This window comes from Chromobacterium sp. LK1 (assembly GCF_001043555.1).
Lineage (GTDB): Bacteria > Pseudomonadota > Gammaproteobacteria > Burkholderiales > Chromobacteriaceae > Chromobacterium > Chromobacterium aquaticum.
On record NZ_LDUI01000032.1, the window covers coordinates 1 to 18,639 of the forward strand.

General features: G+C 62.0%; 17 protein-coding genes and 2 pseudogenes. 12 read left to right on the forward strand and 7 right to left on the reverse strand.

Annotated features, from left to right (window positions below; genetic code table 11):
- The 9 genes from VI26_RS14140 to VI26_RS24595 form a co-directional block, all read left to right on the forward strand.
- Positions 1-643: ATP-binding cassette domain-containing protein (locus tag VI26_RS14140; protein WP_048410407.1), on the forward strand; the 643-nt coding region annotated here is incomplete at its 5' end.
- 18 nt (positions 644-661) lie between these two features.
- The gene (locus VI26_RS14145; RefSeq protein WP_048410408.1) at positions 662-1,432 is read left to right on the forward strand and encodes a transporter substrate-binding domain-containing protein; all 771 of its coding nucleotides are present in this window, start codon (positions 662-664) and stop codon (positions 1,430-1,432) included.
- 44 nt (positions 1,433-1,476) lie between these two features.
- Positions 1,477-2,190 carry an ABC transporter permease gene (locus tag VI26_RS14150; RefSeq protein WP_019101254.1) on the forward strand — a complete coding sequence of 238 codons (714 nt, stop codon included), beginning with the start codon at positions 1,477-1,479 and terminating at the stop codon, positions 2,188-2,190.
- Between the two features lie 13 nt (positions 2,191-2,203).
- The gene (locus VI26_RS14155; RefSeq protein WP_048410409.1) at positions 2,204-2,899 is read left to right on the forward strand and encodes an ABC transporter permease; all 696 of its coding nucleotides are present in this window, start codon (positions 2,204-2,206) and stop codon (positions 2,897-2,899) included.
- 88 nt (positions 2,900-2,987) lie between these two features.
- Complete coding sequence (locus tag VI26_RS14160; RefSeq protein WP_048410410.1) at positions 2,988-4,190, forward strand: pyridoxal phosphate-dependent aminotransferase; 1,203 nt, start codon at positions 2,988-2,990, stop codon at positions 4,188-4,190.
- Positions 4,187-5,776 (forward strand): 5-guanidino-2-oxopentanoate decarboxylase, encoded by a 1,590-nt coding sequence (locus VI26_RS14165; protein ID WP_048410411.1) that lies wholly within the window; start codon positions 4,187-4,189, stop codon positions 5,774-5,776. The genes VI26_RS14160 and VI26_RS14165 overlap by 4 nt, the downstream gene beginning before the upstream one ends.
- Before the next feature lie 110 nt (positions 5,777-5,886).
- Entirely contained in the window at positions 5,887-6,561 is a 675-nt protein-coding gene (locus VI26_RS14170) for a hypothetical protein (protein ID WP_048410412.1), read from the forward strand.
- Positions 6,562-6,691: 130 nt separating this feature from the next.
- The gene (locus VI26_RS14175) at positions 6,692-7,330 is read left to right on the forward strand and encodes a hypothetical protein (RefSeq protein ID WP_197081477.1); all 639 of its coding nucleotides are present in this window, start codon (positions 6,692-6,694) and stop codon (positions 7,328-7,330) included.
- A gap of 620 nt (positions 7,331-7,950) precedes the next feature.
- Positions 7,951-8,940 carry a hypothetical protein gene (locus VI26_RS24595; protein WP_156183886.1) on the forward strand — a complete coding sequence of 330 codons (990 nt, stop codon included), beginning with the start codon at positions 7,951-7,953 and terminating at the stop codon, positions 8,938-8,940.
- An 890-nt stretch (positions 8,941-9,830) separates the two neighbouring features.
- Here VI26_RS24595 and VI26_RS14190 read toward each other — a convergent pair.
- From VI26_RS14190 to VI26_RS14210, 5 genes are all read right to left on the reverse strand, one after another.
- On the reverse strand, positions 9,831-10,307 hold the full coding sequence (locus VI26_RS14190; protein WP_048410490.1) for a peptidylprolyl isomerase: 477 nt from the start codon (positions 10,305-10,307) through the stop codon (positions 9,831-9,833).
- A 238-nt stretch (positions 10,308-10,545) separates the two neighbouring features.
- On the reverse strand, positions 10,546-10,755 hold the full coding sequence (locus tag VI26_RS14195) for a hypothetical protein (protein WP_048410415.1): 210 nt from the start codon (positions 10,753-10,755) through the stop codon (positions 10,546-10,548).
- Positions 10,755-11,081, reverse strand: a complete 327-nt coding sequence (locus VI26_RS14200) for a hypothetical protein (RefSeq protein ID WP_156183887.1) — start codon at positions 11,079-11,081, stop codon at positions 10,755-10,757. The genes VI26_RS14195 and VI26_RS14200 overlap by 1 nt, the downstream gene beginning before the upstream one ends.
- A 201-nt stretch (positions 11,082-11,282) precedes the next feature.
- A complete protein-coding gene (locus tag VI26_RS24600; protein WP_156183888.1) occupies positions 11,283-11,804 on the reverse strand; it encodes a hypothetical protein in 522 nt (173 codons plus the stop codon).
- A 453-nt stretch (positions 11,805-12,257) separates the two neighbouring features.
- A complete protein-coding gene (locus VI26_RS14210) occupies positions 12,258-13,193 on the reverse strand; it encodes a LysR family transcriptional regulator (protein ID WP_048410418.1) in 936 nt (311 codons plus the stop codon).
- A gap of 94 nt (positions 13,194-13,287) precedes the next feature.
- Between VI26_RS14210 and VI26_RS25025 the strand changes: the two are divergent.
- The 3 genes and pseudogenes from VI26_RS25025 (at position 13,288) to prfH (ending at position 16,134) form a co-directional block, all read left to right on the forward strand.
- A pseudogene (locus tag VI26_RS25025) lies at positions 13,288-14,061 on the forward strand (NAD(P)H-dependent oxidoreductase).
- 331 nt (positions 14,062-14,392) lie between these two features.
- Positions 14,393-15,517 carry an RNA ligase RtcB family protein gene (locus VI26_RS14220; RefSeq protein WP_197081480.1) on the forward strand — a complete coding sequence of 375 codons (1,125 nt, stop codon included), beginning with the start codon at positions 14,393-14,395 and terminating at the stop codon, positions 15,515-15,517.
- Entirely contained in the window at positions 15,517-16,134 is a 618-nt protein-coding gene (prfH, locus tag VI26_RS14225; RefSeq protein ID WP_048410491.1) for a peptide chain release factor H, read from the forward strand. The genes VI26_RS14220 and prfH overlap by 1 nt, the downstream gene beginning before the upstream one ends.
- Positions 16,135-16,229: 95 nt before the next feature.
- On the opposite strand, the gene VI26_RS14230 is transcribed toward prfH, so the two are convergent.
- Together VI26_RS14230 and VI26_RS14235 are read right to left on the reverse strand one after the other, a co-directional pair.
- Positions 16,230-16,862: a lytic polysaccharide monooxygenase auxiliary activity family 9 protein gene (locus VI26_RS14230; RefSeq protein WP_048410420.1), complete on the reverse strand. Its 633-nt coding sequence runs from the start codon at positions 16,860-16,862 to the stop codon at positions 16,230-16,232.
- 387 nt (positions 16,863-17,249) lie between these two features.
- Positions 17,250-18,076, reverse strand: a pseudogene (locus tag VI26_RS14235) (nucleotidyltransferase domain-containing protein).
- Positions 18,077-18,639 lie beyond the last annotated feature (563 nt).

The window sequence follows — 18,639 nt, forward strand, 5'->3', positions numbered from 1 at the left end:
CGGCTCCGGCAAGAGCACCTTGCTGCGCTGTCTCAATCTGCTGGAAGTCCCGGACGACGGCCGAGTGCTGATCGCCGGCGAGGAGATCGCCCTGCGCACCGACAAACGCGGCCGGCGCGCGCCGGCCGACCCGCGCCAGGTGGACCGGCTGCGCTCGCGGCTGGGCATGGTGTTTCAGAACTTCAATCTATGGCCACACATGACGGTGCTGGAAAACCTGATCGAGGTGCCGGTGCGCGTCCTGTGCCAGCCGCGCGCCGAAGCGGTGGCGCTGGCCGAGGCGCTGCTGGAGAAAGTGGGCATGGCGGACAAGCGCCACGCCTATCCGGCCTTTTTGTCCGGCGGCCAGCAACAGCGGGTGGCCATTGCCCGCGCGCTGGCCACCCGGCCAGCGGTGATGCTGTTCGACGAACCCACCTCCGCTCTGGACCCGGAACGGGTGGGCGAGGTGCTGCGGGTGATACGCCAGCTGGCCGATGAAGGCTGCACCATGCTGCTGGTCACCCATGAAATGGCCTTCGCTCGCGAAGTGTCCAGCAAAGTGCTGTTCCTGCATCAGGGCCGCATCGAGGAAGCCGGCCCGCCGGAACAGGTTTTCGCCGCGCCGCGCAGCGAACGCTGCCGCCAGTTTGTCAACGCCTGACACCCAGGGAGAAACCCCATGAACCGATTCCGCGCCCTCATCGCCGCCTTCGCCGTCCTGTACTGTGCCGCCGCGGCCGCCAACCCGCTACGCATCGGCATCGCCGCCGAACCCTACCCGCCGTTCACCATCAAGCAGAGCAACGGCCAATGGAGCGGCTTTGAAGTGGAACTGGTACGCAAGCTGTGCCAGCGCCTCAAGCAAAGCTGCCAGATCGCCGAAGTGTCCTGGGACGGCATCATCCCCGCGCTCAACAGCAAGAAGATAGACGTGATCTTCAACTCCATGTCCATCACCCCGGAGCGGGAAAAAGTCATCGCCTTCAGCCTGCCTTATTACTACACCGCCTCCGAGTTCGTCGGCCCCAAGGGCCAGAAAGCCGTCCTCAGCCCGGCCGGCCTCAAGGGCAAGACCCTGGGCGTGCAATCCGCCACCACCAACGCCAACTTCCTGAAGAAATACTACGGCGCCGGCTCCGTCATCCGTTACTACAACACCCAGGACGAACTGAACGCCGACCTCGTCGCCGGCCGCGTGGACCTGATGCTGCTGGACGCGCTGGCCGCTAGTGATTTCCTCGGCGGCAAGGACGGCGCCGGCCTGGAATCCAAAGGACTGGCGCCCAAGGACCCGCTGTTCGGCCCCGGCATCGGCGCCGGCCTGCGCAAGGCCGACGTCGCGCTCAAGCAGCAGTTCGACCAAGCCATCCTGCAACTGCGCGCCGACGGCAGCTTCGACGCCATCCAGAAGAAATACTTCAAGGTCAACATCTCGCCGGACGCCAAGTGACAGCGACCCGCCCGCCCGCCTGAGCCGCCCCAGGGAGAGCCTATATGCTGGATGCACTGCAACAAGCCTACGACGCCGTAGTCCGCGACTGGGGCCCCGCCCTGCTGCAAGGCGCCGTGGTCACGCTGGAAATCTCCTTGGGCGCTTTCGCGCTGGGCCTGGTCATCGGCCTGGCCACCGCTCTGGTCAAACTGGGCGGCCACCCGCTGCTCAAACGGCTGGCCAACGCCTACACCAGCGTGTGCCGCTCGCTGCCGGAGCTGCTGCTGATCCTGCTGCTCTACTACGCCGGCGGCGACGCCATCAACGCGCTGGCGGCGCTGCTGGGCCAGCCGCAGGTGGAGGTGAACGGCTTCGCCGCCGCCATCGTGGTGTTGGGCATCGTGCAAGGCGCTTACGCGGCGGAAATCATGCGCGGCGCGGTGCAGGCGATACCGCACGGCCACATCGAGGCCGCGCGCGCCTTCGGCTGCGGCCGCTGGCTGACCGCCCGCCGCGTGATCCTGCCGGAGATGATGCCCTACGCGCTGGCCGGCCTGGCCAATCTGTGGCTGGTGCTGATCAAGGACAGCGCGCTGATCAGCGTGGTGGGCTACAGCGAACTGCTGTTCACCACCAAGCAGGCCGCCGGCTCCACCCGCCAGTACCTGCTGTTCTATCTGACCGTGGCCGCCATCTACCTATTGATGACCCTGCTGTCCAACGCCGGCTTCAGCCTGATTGAACGCCGCTTCCGCCGCTGGCAACCGGCGCTGTGAACGGGAGACCCGCATGAACTTCCAATGGCTGCAAGACTACGGCCCCATGCTCTGGCGCGGCGTCGCCGTCACCGCGCAATTGCTGCTGCTCTCCGGCGGCCTGGGCTTCGCGCTGGCGGTGGCGGTGGGCTTTGCCCGGCTGTCCCGCCAGCCCTTCCTCGCCTGGCTCAGCCTGTCCTTCACCAATTTGATCCGCGGCACCCCGTTGCTGGTGCAGATCTACGTGCTCTATTACGGCCTGGGCAGCTTGTTCGCCGGTTTTCCGGCACTGCGCGACAGCCTGCTGTGGCCTTATCTGCGCGAAGGCTTCTGGTACGTGGCCCTGGCGCTGGCGCTGAGCGTGGCCGGCTATGTGGGCGAAGTAGTGCGCGGCGGCCTGGCCGCCGTGCCCAAGGGCGAACTGGAAGCCGCCCGCGCGCTGGGCATGCCGCGGCTGACCATGGCGCGGCGCATCTGGCTGCCGCGCGCGCTGCTGATCCTGCTGCCGTCCTTGGCCGGCGAAACCGTGCTGCTGCTCAAATCCACCGCGCTGGCCTCCACCGTGGCGGTAATGGACGTGCTGGGCGCGGCCAATCTGGTGCGCGCGCAAACCCTGCGCACCTACGAACCGCTGCTGACCGTGGCGCTGATCTATTTCGCGCTGGCCTGGCTGATAGAACGGGTCTTCCTGCGGCTGGAGAGGAGGCTGCCGGTCCGCACCGCATTCTAAGAGCCTGTTTACGATCTGCTGCGCGAAGGTGATCCCGTCTTGAAAACGGGTTCCAGTGCCGCCTTACCCCATTGTTACGGAGACCTCCATGCGCTTTTCCCCCTTGGTCGAACGCATCGCCGGCGAACGCGTCGATGCCTGGAATATCCACCTGGCGGCGCAGCAAGCCGCCGCCCAAGGCGAGGACGTGATCATCCTCAGCGTGGGCGACCCCGAGTTCGCCACCCCGGCCCCCATCATTGAACGCGCGGTGGCCGCGCTGCGCGACGGCGATACCCACTACAGCCCGGTGGACGGCCGCGCCGACCTGCGCGCCGCCATCGCCCGCCGCCACGCCGCCGCCACCGGCCTGGAGATGGACGCCGACAACGTCATCGTAGTGGCCGGCGCGCAAAACGGCCTGTTCTCCGCCGCGCTCTGCCTGTGCCAGGCCGGCGACGAAGTGCTGGTACCGGAACCGATGTACCTGACTTACGAAGCCAGCATCCGCGCCAGCGGCGCCGAGCTGGTGCCGGTGCCGGTCAAGCCCGCGGACGGCTTCCACCTGGACCTGGCCGCGCTGGAAGCCGCCGTCACCCCGCGCAGCCGCGCGATCTTCCTCGCCACACCTTGCAACCCCACCGGCGCGGCGCTGCGCCCGGACGAACTAGCCGCGGTGGCGGCGCTGGCCCACCGCCACGACCTGTGGGTGGTGGCCGACGAAGTCTATGCCGGCCTCAGCTTCGAAGCCCCGCACCATAGCATCGCCGCCCTGCCCGGCATGGCCGAGCGCACGCTGACCCTGGGCAGCCTGTCCAAATCCCACGCCATGGCCGGCTGGCGGCTGGGCTGGGCCGTCGGCCCGCGCCCGCTGATCCAGCACATGGGCACCCTGGCCCTGTGCATGCTCTACGGCCTCCCCGGCTTCATCCAGCAAGCCGCGCTGCTGGCGTTGCAAGACTACGACGCCTTCGTCGACCCCGTCCGCGCGCTGTACCAGCGGCGGCGCGACCTGGCCCACAGCCTGCTCAGCGGCGTGGACGGCCTGCACTGCCCGCTGCCGGAAGCCGGCATGTTCCTGCTGCTGGACGTGCGCGGCTGCGGCCTGGAGGCCGGGGATTTCGCCTGGAAACTGTTTGAAGCCACCGGCGTCTCCGTACTGGACGCCGCCGCCTTCGGCCCCACCGCCGCCGGCTTCATCCGCCTGGGCCTGGTGGTGGACGACGAACGCCTGGCCGAAGCCTGCCGCCGCATCGCCCGCTTCGCCGGCCAACTGCGCGCCGCCGCGCCAAGACAAAAGGAATCCGCATGACCCTGGGCAGCTACCTCACCGCCTGGCTGGCGGCTTACGGCGTCGACACCGTGTTCGGCATCCCCGGCGTCCACACCATCGAGCTCTACCGCGGTCTGGCCGGCAGCGGCATCCGCCACATCGCCGCCCGCCACGAACAAAGCCTGGGCTTCATGGCCGACGGCTACGCCCGCGTCAGCGGCAAGCCCGGCGTCTGCTTCGTCATCACCGGCCCCGGCCTCACCAATATCGCCACCGCCATGGGCCAGGCCTACGCCGACTCCATCCCGCTGCTGGTGATCTCCGGCGTCAACGCGCGCGGCAAGCTGGGCTCCGGCGACGGCCACCTGCACGAACTGCCGGACCAACACGCGCTGGCCAGCCAGATCGCCGCCTTCAGCCACACCCTGACCGCGGCGGCGGAACTGCCGCAAGTGCTGGCGCGCGCCTTCGCCGTGTTCGACGGCGGCCGCCCGCGCCCGGTGCACATCGAAATCCCGCTGGACCTGATGGCCGCGCCCGCCGACGGCCTGCCGCCGCCGCAAGCGCCGGCGATGCGGCTGCTGCGCGGGCCGGCCGCCCCCGCCGCCATCGACCGCGCCGCCCGCCTGCTGTCCAGCGCGGAACGGCCGCTGCTGCTGATAGGCGGCGGCGCGCGCCAGGCCGCGCCGCAACTGAGCCGGCTGGCGGAAATGCTGGACGCGCCGGCGCTGATGACCATCAATGCGCGCGGCGCGCTGCCGGACGGCCACCCGCTGGCGCTGTCCTGTAGCCCCTCGCTGCCGGCCGCGCGCCGCCTGATCGCCGCCAGCGACGTGGTGCTGGCCGTGGGCTGCGAACTGGGGCCCACCGACTTCGACATGTACGTGGACGGCGGCTTCCGCCTGCCCGGCGCGCTGATCCGCATCGACATCGACCCGGAACAACTCTGCCGCGGCCGCGGCGCCGACCTGCCGTTATTGGGCGACGCCAAAGAAACCCTGCAGCTGCTGACGCTGCAACTGACCGACGCCGCCCGCCAGGGCGAAGAACGCGCCGACGCCACCCGCCGCCTGGCCGCCGCCGAAATGGAACCGGAACACGCGGCCGATCTGGCCTGGCTGCACCGCGTGCGCGACATCCTGCCGCAAGCGCGCTGGGTGGGGGACTCCACCCGCCTGGTCTACGCCGGCAACCTGGGCTTTTGCGCGCCGCGCGGCAACAGCTGGTTCAACGCCTCCGTCGGCTTCGGCGCGCTGGGTTACGGCCTGCCCGCCGCCATCGGCGCCGCGCTGGCCGAACCGGACCGGCCGGTGCTCTGCCTGGCAGGCGACGGCGGCTTCCAGTTCACCCTGGCGGAAATGGGCACCGCGATGGAAACCCACGCCCGCCTGATCGTGCTACTGCTCAACAACCGCGGCTACGGCGAAATCAAAAGCGCGATGCGCGCCGCCGATATGGAACCGCTGGGCGTGGATCTCTACACCCCGGACTTCCCGGCGCTGGCCCGCGCCTACGGCTGGCGCGCCGAAACCCTGGCGCTGGGCACCCCGGAACCGCTGCTGCACCAAGCGCTGGAACAGGCCGCCGCCGCAGCCAATCCCACCCTGATAGAAATCGAAGCTTAAAGCGCGCGCCGCAAACTCAATTTGCATACAACCCAGCCGCGGCGATAACATGGCCTATCCACGGCGGCACCCGCCCCGCAAGCAATGCGAGACCGGCTCCGGGCATCCCTATGAGAGAACTCGAAATCGTCGAACAACTGGTCCTGGGCCTAGACCCGGCCGGCCGGCGCGACCCGCTGGGCACCCCCAAGGACCCGGCGCTAGACAAGGCGCGCGCGCTGTATTACGAGCAACTCAAGCGCGTCGCCAAACAACACGCCGCGGACCCGCCCACCGCGCCCGAGCCGCAGCCGGCTCCCGGCAGCGCGCGCCAGGGCCAGCGCTGGACCATAGCCGAAGACAACCGCCTAAGCATGCTATGGGAAGCCTCCCCCGCGCCGGTGCGCCAGCTATCGGAAAAACTGGGGCGCAGCCCGCTTGCCATCGTCTCGCGGCTGGTCCGCCTAGGGCTGTACGAACACCAGCAAGCGGCGATGCAAGCCGACAACGCGCGCATGCAAGCGCTGCAACTGCCGCCGCTCTGGGACGTGCCCGCCGCCACGGAAACCCCGCCGGCCAAACCCGCTGCGCCGCCCACGGCAGACAAGCAAGGCGCGGTCTGGACCGTGGCCGACGACCAGCAACTGAAAACTCTGTGGCACAGCCCGGCCCAGCCGGATAGCCAGGCCATCGCCAAGCAACTGGGCCGCAGCCGCGGTGCCATCATTGCCCGCCTGGTACACATCGGCCTGTTCGACGACCGCGACGCCGCCTATCAGGCAGACCTGGCGCGACAAACCGGCTAGCCGTCCCATCCTTTTCTAAATCACCAATTCAAACGACATCATGGCATTCACCCTCGCAAATATTTTCAAGCCTCGTCCCCCACAGCAGCCGATTACACCGGCAGCAGTTCCAGCCACACAACCAAACGCGGTGCCAACACCGCCGCAAGCAATAGCGCCAATCCAGCCCCAAGCCTCCATCCCGCCCGCTAGCCCAGCACCGGCGCAACCCTCCACGCCGACCCCGCCACCAGCCGCGGCTCAGCCCTCCGTTCCCGCCAAGCCCGCTCCAAGCGCGGCGGAGAAAAAAGGCCATGAGGGCGAGAAAGCGCTGAACGCCTGGTTCCAGCAGCACAAGCTGGCCTATGTCGGCATCTGCCAGAACAAGAACAGCTTCGCCACCCTATTCCATGGCACGGCCAAGCGGCCGGACTTTCTGCTCTTGCTACCCTCGCTGGGCATGATCGCCATCGACGCCAAGAACTACACCCCATCGCGCGGCGAACTCACCCTCAGCCTGGAAGAAGAACTCAAAAAAGCGCTCACCTTCGAGCGGCTGTTCCGCCTGCCGCTGTGGTACGCCTACTGTGACAAAGGGAATATGGGCCAGAACTGGTACTGGATCAGCGCGCTGAAAGCGCTGGAAGTGGGTGAAGTGCGCGATGGCAGCAATGGGCAATTCCTGGCCATCAAGATGGAGCATTTTGAAACCATCGCCAGCCCCAAGGACTTGGCCAAGCTGTATACCCATACCTTGCCGAGTTTGGAGAAGGTGGCTGCGGGGGTTTGATTAGGAGATGATGAAGGATTTGTGGTGGGACGTGCTGTTGTTCGGCTATTCGGTCAAAGCAGACAGCTACAGTTCTGATCAATACGGCTGGTGTTGTTAGCAATGCCACCCTTCATGTACTTTTGCAAAGACAGGTTGCTCCTGACGATTGCGACAGCATGCAACCAAGGTGATAATCAATCCATCTACAGTCTATATGGCTGTCAGCCCAAAAAAGTCAGATCGCTTAACTACGGCTAGAGCGGATCTCTGGCCTATGGGGCCAATCTTAATTAGGGTTTTATGGGAAGAGTATTTGATTGGTCAGTCGCATTATTTTGTGAGGTTATTTTTTATACTCGACATGCAAAGTGAATCCATGAAGGCGAGATGTTCAATTACCGTCAATCCACTTGGATATTTTTGATATTTATGATGCTACTTGCTGTGTTTTTTGATATTTCTCTTCTTTTTCACAACCAAGGCGGCCATTCGTGGTACCGCATCTTTAAAAAATCAACGTCCAATATTGTTATTTATTCGGTTCTCTCTGTTCTTGTGGCTGACGCTGCTGTCATCTGGCATTTGTGCTAACCTTCAGTGCTTCAAGATATTTATTACAAGTCCAATGTGGTGAAAAAATGTTACTAGCTCGTTTTTGTGCTCTATTATTGTGCTTTTGTTTTGGAACAACCTTTGCTCAGGACAAGGTCGATTACGGAGCAATGCTTAATCGGCTTAAATATGGGTGCTCAAACTATAAAGAAATGCTTAATTACCAAAATTTAATCGAACTAAATCATGGCAATCTTAAAAAAGGAATTAGCTTAGATTTTGCACAATATATGGCCTTTGATGGACTTGATTGGATTCCTTTAGTGAAAGAAGTTTCTTGCAAAAAGGCATTGCTTGAAAATGAGATTAAAGGGATTGGTTATTACATAAAACACCAACCAGTTAGTGCTTATATGTACAATGATGCCAAATTGAAATTGGCTCAAACTTTGATGATTCAAGCTTTATTGAGTGATGGCTCTGACACTAATGCAACCTTCAAAGAAGCGGATACCTTGGTACGTGACTATCTGCAAAATGATAAAGACGAATTTAAGCATGGAAAGAGCATGGCATACTATTTTTCCGCCCATGCTTACATTGATTCTTCTGAATACGCGAACAAAGTAGAAGAAAGGCTGCTATTGTTGGATAAGGCCATAAATTCTGCCAAGGCAGGACTGAAGAAAGCGAAAGATCGAAGTTCTATTTTGGAACCATTGGGCATCGCACTCGGAAAGAAAGGGCAATTGCTTTCAATATCCAGCTCAGAACGCAAAGAAACTTTAATGGAAAGCATTGAGGCGTTCAAATTGGGCGACTTGAGTGATAAAATAAATCTCTACAACATCGCAACCAGCTATATTCAAATTGGTGATATTGAAAATGCGAAATTGTGGTTGCTCAAAATTGAGGCTTTGAAAAAAATTGATAGCCAGACATGCATACAAGGGTTAATGCTTGACCCTGATATTGAACCACTCCGAACCAAACAGAAAGACTGGTTTGTTGGGTATATGCAGCGTAATTGCCTTGACCAAATAAAGGCAGTCATGATGGACTCTAATAAGCCATGAAGAAAACCATGTATTAACTAAGCATATCTAGTCATCAAAAACCACCTAGTGGGTCTGGAGTTTCGGGATAAGCTGCGGCTCGAAAGTGCCATGCTAGTCACGTGGAACTCAGATGAGAAATTTCATTACCTAGGCGCATCAATGATTGACAGAAACATTAACCAATACAGTACTTCGCATTTATGTACGCTAGCAAGCTTAGGTTAGGAAAATGATCAGCCAATACGCAATACAAATAATAGAGTCCATTTCTATTTTTATGCCAGTTATTTTTCTCTTGTATTTTCATAAAAACATTGAGGCCAAATTTACATTTTTAGTATTTTCATATTTATTATTAATGGGCTTGGGGAATATTTACCAATCGATTTCCCTTGCACTCAACATGGCAACACACTCGTCCGAAAACTCTCTTAATAGAGCATTTGTTTCACTTGAATTCATTGGCCTTGTACGAGTGACAGTATATTTCATCATGGCTCCAGGGGTTATTTTCTGGCTTTATCGATGGCAAATAGCTAAAAAATAATTAGCTGTCCCAGCAAATGCTGACAGTGGTAATTATGATCTATGAGGTGGGCGAAACATAGGTAAGAGTATCTTGATCGTAAGCTACGCCGAATGAAATGCCTTAACTGTTTTACAACTGTGGAGTGTGTCCGGAATTCTGTGCAAACCAGCCGTTACCCATTCCTTTATCGAAAGGCAGCTTTGGCCGAGTTAGAGACGCTTAACAAATTTGCCTCAACCCACTACTTTGGACTGATAGTAGCCCTCTCTAATTCACCTCCTCCTCATCTCAGCAACCAATCACCACCCAAACCGCCAGACTCCAGACAAAACAAAGCCCTCCCCAATGGGGAGGGCTTTGTCTGTATGAAGCGGGGGAATCAGTGCTGATGCCCGTGCTCGCCATGCACATGCTGGTGAGCGATTTCCTCAGCCGTTGCCGCGCGTACATCCACCACTTTGACGACAAAGCGCAGGGCTTTGCCGCACAGCGGGTGGTTGCCGTCCAACAATACCGTGGGGCCTTTGATCTTGGTAACGAAGTAGTAACGCGGCTCGCCATCCGGGCCGATGCGCTGGATTTGGCCGCCGACCTTCACGCCGGGCGGGAAGTCCGACTTGGGCATGGTGGTGACCAGGGCTTCGTCGCGTTCACCGAAGGTGTCTTCGGTAGCCAGTTCCAGCGTGGTTTGAAATCCCGATTCCTGGCCTTCCAGCGCGGCTTCCAGCTTGGCGAACAGGTTGTCGTAATCGCCGTGCAGGTAAGAGACGGGCTTCTTGCCATCGTCGTAAACCAGGCCCTGGCTGTCGGTAACTTTCATGCGCAGGGTGACAGCGGTGTTGGCGGTGATTTTCATGGCGAGCAATAACAAAAAAATGGAAGCGGGAAGGGTCTCAGTTCAGCGGGGGAGTGTCAACCGAAACGCCCCGGTTTGCTGGATATGGATGCAGCTATTTTCTGGCGAAGCCCTCCCCGGCTCCCCCTTCATTGCGCGGCGCGCCTCCATGGTAAGGCTTCCAATGCGCCGGCATCACAGCACACGGCCTCTCAGATAGCTGCCTGATCATCAGGGGAGCGACAATGACTCAATAAAATCAATACCTCACAGCATTGATAAAGTACGTTCCAACAAAATGTAGCATCGGCATGAACAGCAAGCACCCCATTGCCAGCCAGACATACTGCTTGGACTCCCGCACCCTTCGGGAAAGACCACACAAGAAAACGCTCAAGCAGATCAAAGCCAATGTGCCAAATAGATCACTATCGGCTAATACCGCCAGATAAGAGGAGAGATCGTCCATCACTTTCCATTCTCAATCCAGCCAATACCTTTTTCCGGGCAGATGATAATCAATTTTTTATACCATGCCATATCCGCCGTTACTTCACCAAAAGAAAAGCTACCTTCTTTTATATAAAAGCATTGATCTCCCTTCTTCACCTTAAAGCTTGCCTTGCTTAGCTCAGAAGATTCGTACACCTCAGTCGGCGTAGCGCTCATGATCTCAAATTTTTTCAGCTCCAGATGCTCCCCCCAAAAGCCAGGAACCTGACGCATAAAATAGAAGGAGGTAGCCGCGACAGCAATAGCAGCCACAATCAAGTTAATAATCAAGGATTTTTTCATTTCTTTGGATATCACTCTTTCTCTACGGTTCTATTGAATTTATGGAAACGTAAATCAAAAACCTTGAGACCGAACTCGCTTTCAAAAACCCATCATTATATCCACGGCCAAAGAAAGCACTTCAACACTCTGAGAGAACGCGGAGTACAGAAGGGCCCCCAATCGATCTCATCAGGGGCCCCCTTTTTAACACCGGAAGACTTACCCCCTCTTCTTCCGCCCCAACTTACGCGGCAAGGCTTCCAACTCATCCAGGCTGAGATGGAGGCGGTTCACCGCCTCCACATGCCTCGGCAGGTCCACCTGTTCCACCCCCAGGTTCAACAGCAGCTCCAGATAGTTGAAGAAGCTCTTGCACATGCGGCGGCGGTGGCCGCGGGCGCTGAAATCCATATCGCTGGCGATGCGGAACAGCAGTCCGCGCGCGGAGTGCTGGCGGTTGAGTTTCAGCATCTGCGCCAAGTGAGCCGCGTACTGATGGCCCAAGGCGCGAGCTTCACATTCATCCTTGGCTTCGGCCGGCTGCCAGTAATGCGGATAGGTGCGGCCTTTGATGCGGCGGATGAAGGGCAGGCTGAGGTCTTTGGCGTGGGGGCCGGCAAACCGGTAACGGGAGCGAGGCCCTAGCGGGGGGAGTGGAGAGGCGTTCTGATGGACATCTTGAGTTTCAGTCGTGGACGGAGAGAGTTCGATGCCTAGCACCGGACGGACAAGCTTTACCATTTGCAACCTCCTGAGCAGAAGGGCCCGGCCGCAAGGCGGCAGGGCGGGCACATGACAAGAGTTGGTCTACCGGTGTGCTACCGTACAAAGCCGGCGCGCCCGCGAGGGCGCCACTTGCCACGGCCCGCCCGAATAGGCAAAGCAATGGCCGCGGATACGCTGTGGAAACAGCGGATCCGCGACGGTAGCACAATTCAGGAGACCAATCCCGAGCGCCGCGATTGCTGCGGCGCGGGGGCTATTGTTGGGGAGGAGCGGGAGGGCGTCAAGCCGGCGGGGTCCGGCAAGGGGAGTTGCAGCCATCATCTTGTGTGGCGCAGCGGGGTTCCGCGTGGGTATCGCCAGACTGTCTCTGCGTGGCCGCCAGGGTGATTCGATGTGTTTCCGGTGGGTACCCACCAGCCGCCAGTCCCGGCGGGAACAAGCCATTACGCAGCAGAACGTAACCGGTTCTTAAGAGAGAGGCACCGCATCCGCCGCCGATCCCGCCTGGGCATTGACCAGGGTGACGATGAAGTCCCGCATCCAGCGATGGCCGGGATGCTGCTGGGTGCGGTCGTGCCAGGCCATGCCCACTTCGAAGCTTTCGGTGGGTAGCGGAAACTCCACTTGCTTCAGCGCGTCGCCGCGTTCTTGCACCAGGCGCTGCGGCACCAGCGCGACAAAGTCGGACTGCGCCACCATTTCCGGCACAAACAGGAAGGACGCGGCGGACAAGGCCACGTTGCGGCGCAGGCCCAGCGCCGCCAGCGTGCGGTCCACCGGGGTGAAGAAGCCGTTGCCGTCCAAGGACACGATGACGTGGTCCAGCGCCGCGTATTCTTCCACGCTCAGCCCTTCTTTCAAGCTTGGGTGATCACGGCGGCCAATCAGCACATAGTGTTCGTCGAATAGCCGGCAGCTGTTCAGCTTGGACGGGGCCGCCGGCGGGGTCAGCAGCGCCAGGTCCAGATCGCCCTGCTCCAGTTGCGCTTCCAGCCGGTGCAGATCCAGCGCGCGCACCGCCACCCGCACGCCGGGCGCGCTTTTGCGCAGTTCCCGCGCCAGCGGGATCAGCAGCGCGGCTTGCAGGTAATCGGTGCAGGCGATGGACACGGTCAGCTCGGCGCTGGCCGGTTCGAAATCCTGATGCCCGGCCACGGTGGCGCGCACTTCGTTCAGCGCCTTGCGCAAGGGCTCGAACAGTTCCAGCGCCTTGGCCGTGGGATACATGCCGCGGTGGACGGCCACCAGCAGCGGGTCGTCAAACAACTCGCGCAGGCGGTTCAATTGCGCGCTCACCGCCGGCTGGCTCAGGCTCAGCCGCGCGGCCGCGCGGGTCACGTTCTGTTCCACCAGCAAGGCTTCCAGCGTCACCAGCAGATTGAGGTCGAGTCGTTTGGTATCCATCTGATGAATAGTAAGCAATAAAAACCGTGATTTCACGAATTGTTGACCACGCGTCAGACTGACGGCTTTCCACCTTTAAACGCTTGGAGGCCGCATGAACCGACACGCCCTGATCATCCACGCCCACCCGGACCCGGCGTCGCTAACCGCCCAATTCGCCGCGCTGGCGCGGCAGACCTTGCAACAGCAGGGCTGCGAGGTCATGGAGTCCGATCTCTACGCAATGAGCTGGAAAGCCGGCGCCGACGCGCAGGATTTCCCGGACCGGATCAATCCACAGCGCTTATTCCTGATCTCCGAATCCCAGCACGCTTACGCCAATGGCCGGCAGAGCGCCGATGTGGCGGCCGAACAGTAAAAACTGCTGGCGGCGGACTTGGTGATCATGCTGTTTCCGCTGTGGTGGTACGGCTTGCCCGCCTTGCTCAAGGGTTGGATTGACCGAGTCTACGCTTACGGCTTCGCCTATGGCTATCGCAACGAAGGCAACCGCTGGCGCTACGGCGACGGCGCGCTGAGCGGCAAACGCGCAATGCTGGCCGCGATGGTGGGCGGGCCGGAGCGGGACTACGGTCGGCGCGGCATCAACGGGCCGCTGGAGCAACTGTTGTTTCCCGTGACACATGGCTGCCTGTTCTACCCCGGCATGGAGGTGCTGCCCACCCATGCGGTGTACGACGCCAACCGCCTTGCCGGCGCGGAACTGGATGCGGCCAAGGACGCCTGGCGGCGGAGGCTGCTTGGGGTGTGGGATGAAGCGCAGATTCCCTTCCGCCGCCAGAACGGCGGCGATTACCCGGACGGCCACACTTTGGGCGAGCAGGTCGCCGCCTGCGCCAGCGGCCTGACGGCGCATATCGCCGGCTGATGGCACTGCCGCGGCGCATGCGTATTGCATCGCCGCGGCTTCTGCGTTACCATGCCTGCCTTTCTTTCATCACGCAGCCAAGGAGACCTTCATGCGGCATACAGCATCCTTCCTGGCAGAGCGCGCCCAAGCTTGATCGATTCCCCCGCGCCCGGCATTGCCGCCGCGCGCGTCGAATGGCCTCCGGCCCCGGCTCTGCCCTAGCCAACGCATTTCCTTCAATACTGTTTTACTGAACCCTCCGGCTCAGGACCGCATTGCGCCTGCGCGCTCGTTGCGCCAGGCCGCCGCCGTCGCGCCGGATTGGGTGGGATTACTCATGGGCAATTGCATGCAAACCCTGTCCGAGACCGTCACTCTGCTGGCCTCGGACGACACCTGGATCGAGGGCTCCGCGATCCAGCAACTTCACACTAGCGCCGCGCTGCCGGGCATGGCCCGCGTGGCCGGCATGCCGGACCTGCACCCCGGCCGCGGCTATCCGGTGGGCGCCGCCTTCTTCGCCGTCGGCCGGGTGTATCCAGCCTTGATCGGCGGGGATATCGGCTGCGGCATGGCGCTGTGGCGCACGGATCTCGCCGTAAGCAAATTGAGCGCGGACAAACTGGACAAGCGGCTGGGCAATCTGGACGGCCCGCTGGGTGAGGACTGGCGCGAACGGGTGGCGGCGCTGGCGCTGCCGGCCAGCGGTTTCGACAGCGCGCTGGGCACCATAGGCGGCGGCAATCATTTCGCCGAGCTGCAACGCGTGGACCGGATTTACGACGCCGAGCGCGCCGCCGCGCTGGCGTTGGACCCCAAGCGGCTGTTGCTGCTGGTGCATAGCGGCTCTCGCGGCCTGGGCCAGGCCATTCTGCGCGAGCAGGTGGACCGCCACGGCCACGCCGGCCTGCTGGAGGACAGCGCGGACTGCGCCGCCTACCTCACACGCCACAACGCCGGCCTGCGCTTCGCCGAGGCCAACCGGCTGCTGATTGCGCGGCGCATGCTGGAGCGGCTGCGCGCCGACGGCGAAGCGCTGCTGGACGTCAATCACAACCTGGTGTCGCCGGCGCGCATCGGCGGCGTCGACGGCTGGCTGCACCGCAAGGGCGCCACGCCGGCGGATGCCGGCTTGGTGGCGATTCCCGGTTCGCGCGGGGATTTCACTTATCTGGTGGAGCCGCTGCCCAGCGAGCTGAGCCTGTTGTCGCTGGCGCACGGCGCCGGCCGCAAATGGATGCGCAGCGAGTGCAAGGACCGGCTGTCGCGGCGTTTCAGCCCGGCGCAGCTGGTGCGCACCCGCTTGGGCGGCCAGGTGATCTGCCAGGATAGGCAGTTGATCTACGAGGAGGCGCCGGAGGCTTACAAGCCGGTGGACAGCATTGTCGACACCCTGGTCCAGGCCGGCCTGGTGCGGCCGCTGGCGCGGCTGGCGCCGGTGCTCACCTATAAAACCCGCGGGGAGTGCTGCTGATGATTCTGCTGCAAATCTCCGCCGCCCAAGGGCCGGAAGAGTGCTGCCTGGCTGTGGCCAAGGCGCTGGCGCGCGTGCAGGCGGAAGCCGAGGCGCATGGCCTGCGGCTGACACTACTGGAGCAGGAAGACGGCCCGCGAGCCGGCACCTTGCGCTCGGCCTTGCTGGCCCTGGAGGGCGAAGCCGCCGAGGCGCTGGCGGCGCGATGGATAGGCACGCTGCAATGGCGCGCCGCCAGCCCGTACCGGCCGCGCCATCCGCGCAAGAACTGGTTCATCGGCGTGGCGCGCTGCCCGGAGCCGGCCGCAGAACTGGCCGGGGAAATCCGCTTCGAAACCCTGCGCGCGTCCGGCCCCGGCGGCCAGCACGTCAACCGTACGGAATCAGCGGTGCGCGCCACGCATATCGCCAGCGGCATCAGCGTCAAGGTGCAATCGGAGCGCAGCCAGCACGCCAATAAGCGGCTGGCGCTGCGCCTGATCGCGCTGAAGCTGGAGCAACTGGCGGAGCGGGACGCGGCCGGCGCGCGCGCGGCGCGGCGCTTGCTGCATCATCAGGTGGCGCGCGGCAATCCCTGCCGGGTGTTCGTGGGCGAGCGTTTCGAGGCAATGACTTAAGCCGTTCCTGCCTCCCGCACCCAGTCAAACCGCCCGTCGTCACGGCCTGGTATTCCGGCCGCGCGGCGGGCGGTTTTTTCATTCCGGCCGCCGGCTCAACCGAAGTCGAAATCGATCACTTGGTAGAAGGCATTGCCGGTGTCGGCCACTTCCCATACCGCCAGCACCACGTGGTAGCCCTTGCGCTCCGGCAGCCTGACTTGGTGAATGGTGGGATCCGGCGGTGTCAGCGCGTCGTTGTGCGACCAATAGGGTTGGGCGGTCAGTTCCACCTTGTGGAACGGTTCGGCCTCGAACTGGGCGCGGCTCAGCGGCTGGTTCGGGTTCCAGTCCGGCTTGGTGATGAAGTAGTTCCAGCGCCGGGTCAGGTGGATGGCGTGATAGCTCCATTGAAAGTCCAGGCTCTGGCCGGGCTTGACCGGGTGTTTGTGCCAACGCTCGGCGCTCTGTTCGTCCAGCACCGCGGCGAAAGCCTGGCCGGCGCTGGCGATCTTGCCGTCCGCCGGCGGCGCCACATTGGCCACATCGTCCGGCGCCAGCGGATCGCGCAGACCACCCACGGCGGCGGGGAAGAATTTGCCGCTTTCCAGGCCGTTGACATGCCAGCTTTGCAGCGGGCATTGGGCGTTGACGCCATCCACGCAGAACTGGCCACGCGATTCCGGCTTGAATACTTGGCCATGGCGCGGCTGCTGGCCCGGCCTGGATTGGACATTAGAGAAGCTCATCACGATACCCCCGGTTGAAGAACCTGTGTACGATCTGCTGCGCGTCGTGAAACGTGACGCGGTGAGCACAGCTTCGAAATGCTCATGTACCACTTGTACATTCCGCTTTCTCAGCCGCAACGCCTTGTCTCGCCTTAGCTCGCGAGATCATAAACACGTTCTGAGAGCCGCTTCACAGTCCGCCGCGCCGCCGGAATGCCATGCTGAAAACGGCGGCGGAATGCTCATATAGCGTATGGGCATTCTATTTCTTTCGCTGATTTCGCCCTGGCGCGCGGGCCGTGGAACAGGCTCTATTTAAGTGATAAAGGGCCAGCGGCCGGCATTGACGCCGTACCGCCGACCCGGTCATCTTATTATTCCATTTGGATAAATAATGCTGTCCTTTCAGCTGGACACCCGTTGCGGCGATTGGTCTAAGGGCCTGGCCAGCCGCCACAGCACCTGATCCAGCCGCGCGCCATCCCCGGCTGGCAGCGCCAACGGCGGCGGCTCCGGCACGCACTGCTCCAGCCGCTCCTGAATGAAGGCGTCGATACGTGGCCGGCGCGGCCCCGCCAGCGTTTCAGCGCCGGATAGCTTGGCCGCCAGCAGCCGGTTGATGTCGGCGGCCAGTTCCGCGTCTTCTATGCCGGCGGCGGCCAGCTCGGCGAAGCGCAGCGGCGGCATGCCGCGCCCGGCGTCCAACCAGGCCACCGCCAACAAGGCGCGCAGCGCGTACAGATACTTCTTGGGCTGAACCTGATCGCCACGCAGATAGGTGTTGGCCACTTGCGCGCCATGGCCAGGTAGTGCCAGCGGCATTTGCGCTCCGAGCGGAATTCCGGCGCCAGCGCGCGCAGCAGCCGCAGCGCCTGTGGATCGGCGCGATAGACCAGCGGCGATTGCAGCCATTCGCTCAGCGCCGGGTTGGAGTCGTGCAACAGGCGCAGCGCCTTGCGTAGCTCCCAGCCGCTGAGGTCCAGCGCGTCGCTGATCGGCTGTTCGATCACATCGCGCTGCGGCATCACCCGTAAATACCACTCCGGCTCGTGCACATAGATAAAACGCACATCGTAATCGCTGTCCGGCGAGGGAAAGCCCCAGGCGCGGCTGCCGGATTCGCAGGCGTACAACACCCTCACCCGGTGTCGCCGCTCCAGTGCGTCCAGTTCGCGCAGCACCCGCGCGCGCATGGCGTCGTCCAGCGGGTGTTGAAATAAAAATTCTTGCATGTCTGTCTCCAGAGCGCCGGCAGGGCCAGGGCCTGAGACAAGGCGGCCCCGGCGGACATGCCGGCGACAGATACTTGATTTTCAGGCGCCTGTTCACGCTATCGCGGACCCGAGCAAGACAAGGCGGCAACGCCTGCAGAAGCGGGATGCGCAGGCGGCACATTGAGCATTCCGAAGGCGCGCCCACCGTGTCACACCTCACGAGGCGCGGCAGACATTGAACAGGTTCTAAGAGCCTGTTTACAATCTCGCGAGCTAAGGCGAGACAAGGCGAAAACCAGCGAAAAAGCGGAATCTACACGTGGTACATGAGCATTTTGAGCTTGGTTTCAACGCCCATTTCTATCCATCCCGCCAACGCGCAGCAGATCGTAAACAGGTTCTAGGCGAAGCCGACGGTTTGACGCCCGCTTCCCAACCCTGGCACGGGCGACGCGACTGGCGGTCGCTCGCGGCGCAGGCGTTGCAGCTTCGCACAAGACTAATGAGTCGGCCTTGAACCGTGGTCGGCCGCGCCAGGCCAAAAAGGCGCGCGGATCGCGCCGTCACGCCCTCGCCTGGAG

Excerpts from the sequence above, each read along its gene's own strand:
- VI26_RS14145 (WP_048410408.1), top strand. The coding sequence starts at position 662 with ATGAACCGATTCCGCGCCCTCATCGCCGCCTTCGCCGTCCTGTACTGT.
- VI26_RS14150 (WP_019101254.1), top strand. The coding sequence starts at position 1,477 with ATGCTGGATGCACTGCAACAAGCCTACGACGCCGTAGTCCGCGACTGG.
- VI26_RS14155 (WP_048410409.1), top strand. The coding sequence starts at position 2,204 with ATGAACTTCCAATGGCTGCAAGACTACGGCCCCATGCTCTGGCGCGGC.
- VI26_RS14160 (WP_048410410.1), top strand. The coding sequence starts at position 2,988 with ATGCGCTTTTCCCCCTTGGTCGAACGCATCGCCGGCGAACGCGTCGAT.
- VI26_RS14165 (WP_048410411.1), top strand. The coding sequence starts at position 4,187 with ATGACCCTGGGCAGCTACCTCACCGCCTGGCTGGCGGCTTACGGCGTC.
- VI26_RS14170 (WP_048410412.1), top strand. The coding sequence starts at position 5,887 with ATGAGAGAACTCGAAATCGTCGAACAACTGGTCCTGGGCCTAGACCCG.
- VI26_RS24595 (WP_156183886.1), top strand. The coding sequence starts at position 7,951 with ATGTTACTAGCTCGTTTTTGTGCTCTATTATTGTGCTTTTGTTTTGGA.
- VI26_RS14190 (WP_048410490.1), bottom strand. The coding sequence starts at position 10,307 with ATGAAAATCACCGCCAACACCGCTGTCACCCTGCGCATGAAAGTTACC.
- VI26_RS14195 (WP_048410415.1), bottom strand. The coding sequence starts at position 10,755 with ATGGACGATCTCTCCTCTTATCTGGCGGTATTAGCCGATAGTGATCTA.
- VI26_RS14200 (WP_156183887.1), bottom strand. The coding sequence starts at position 11,081 with ATGAAAAAATCCTTGATTATTAACTTGATTGTGGCTGCTATTGCTGTC.
- VI26_RS24600 (WP_156183888.1), bottom strand. The coding sequence starts at position 11,804 with ATGGTAAAGCTTGTCCGTCCGGTGCTAGGCATCGAACTCTCTCCGTCC.
- VI26_RS14210 (WP_048410418.1), bottom strand. The coding sequence starts at position 13,193 with ATGGATACCAAACGACTCGACCTCAATCTGCTGGTGACGCTGGAAGCC.
- VI26_RS14220 (WP_197081480.1), top strand. The coding sequence starts at position 14,393 with ATGCAAACCCTGTCCGAGACCGTCACTCTGCTGGCCTCGGACGACACC.
- prfH (WP_048410491.1), top strand. The coding sequence starts at position 15,517 with ATGATTCTGCTGCAAATCTCCGCCGCCCAAGGGCCGGAAGAGTGCTGC.
- VI26_RS14230 (WP_048410420.1), bottom strand. The coding sequence starts at position 16,862 with ATGAGCTTCTCTAATGTCCAATCCAGGCCGGGCCAGCAGCCGCGCCAT.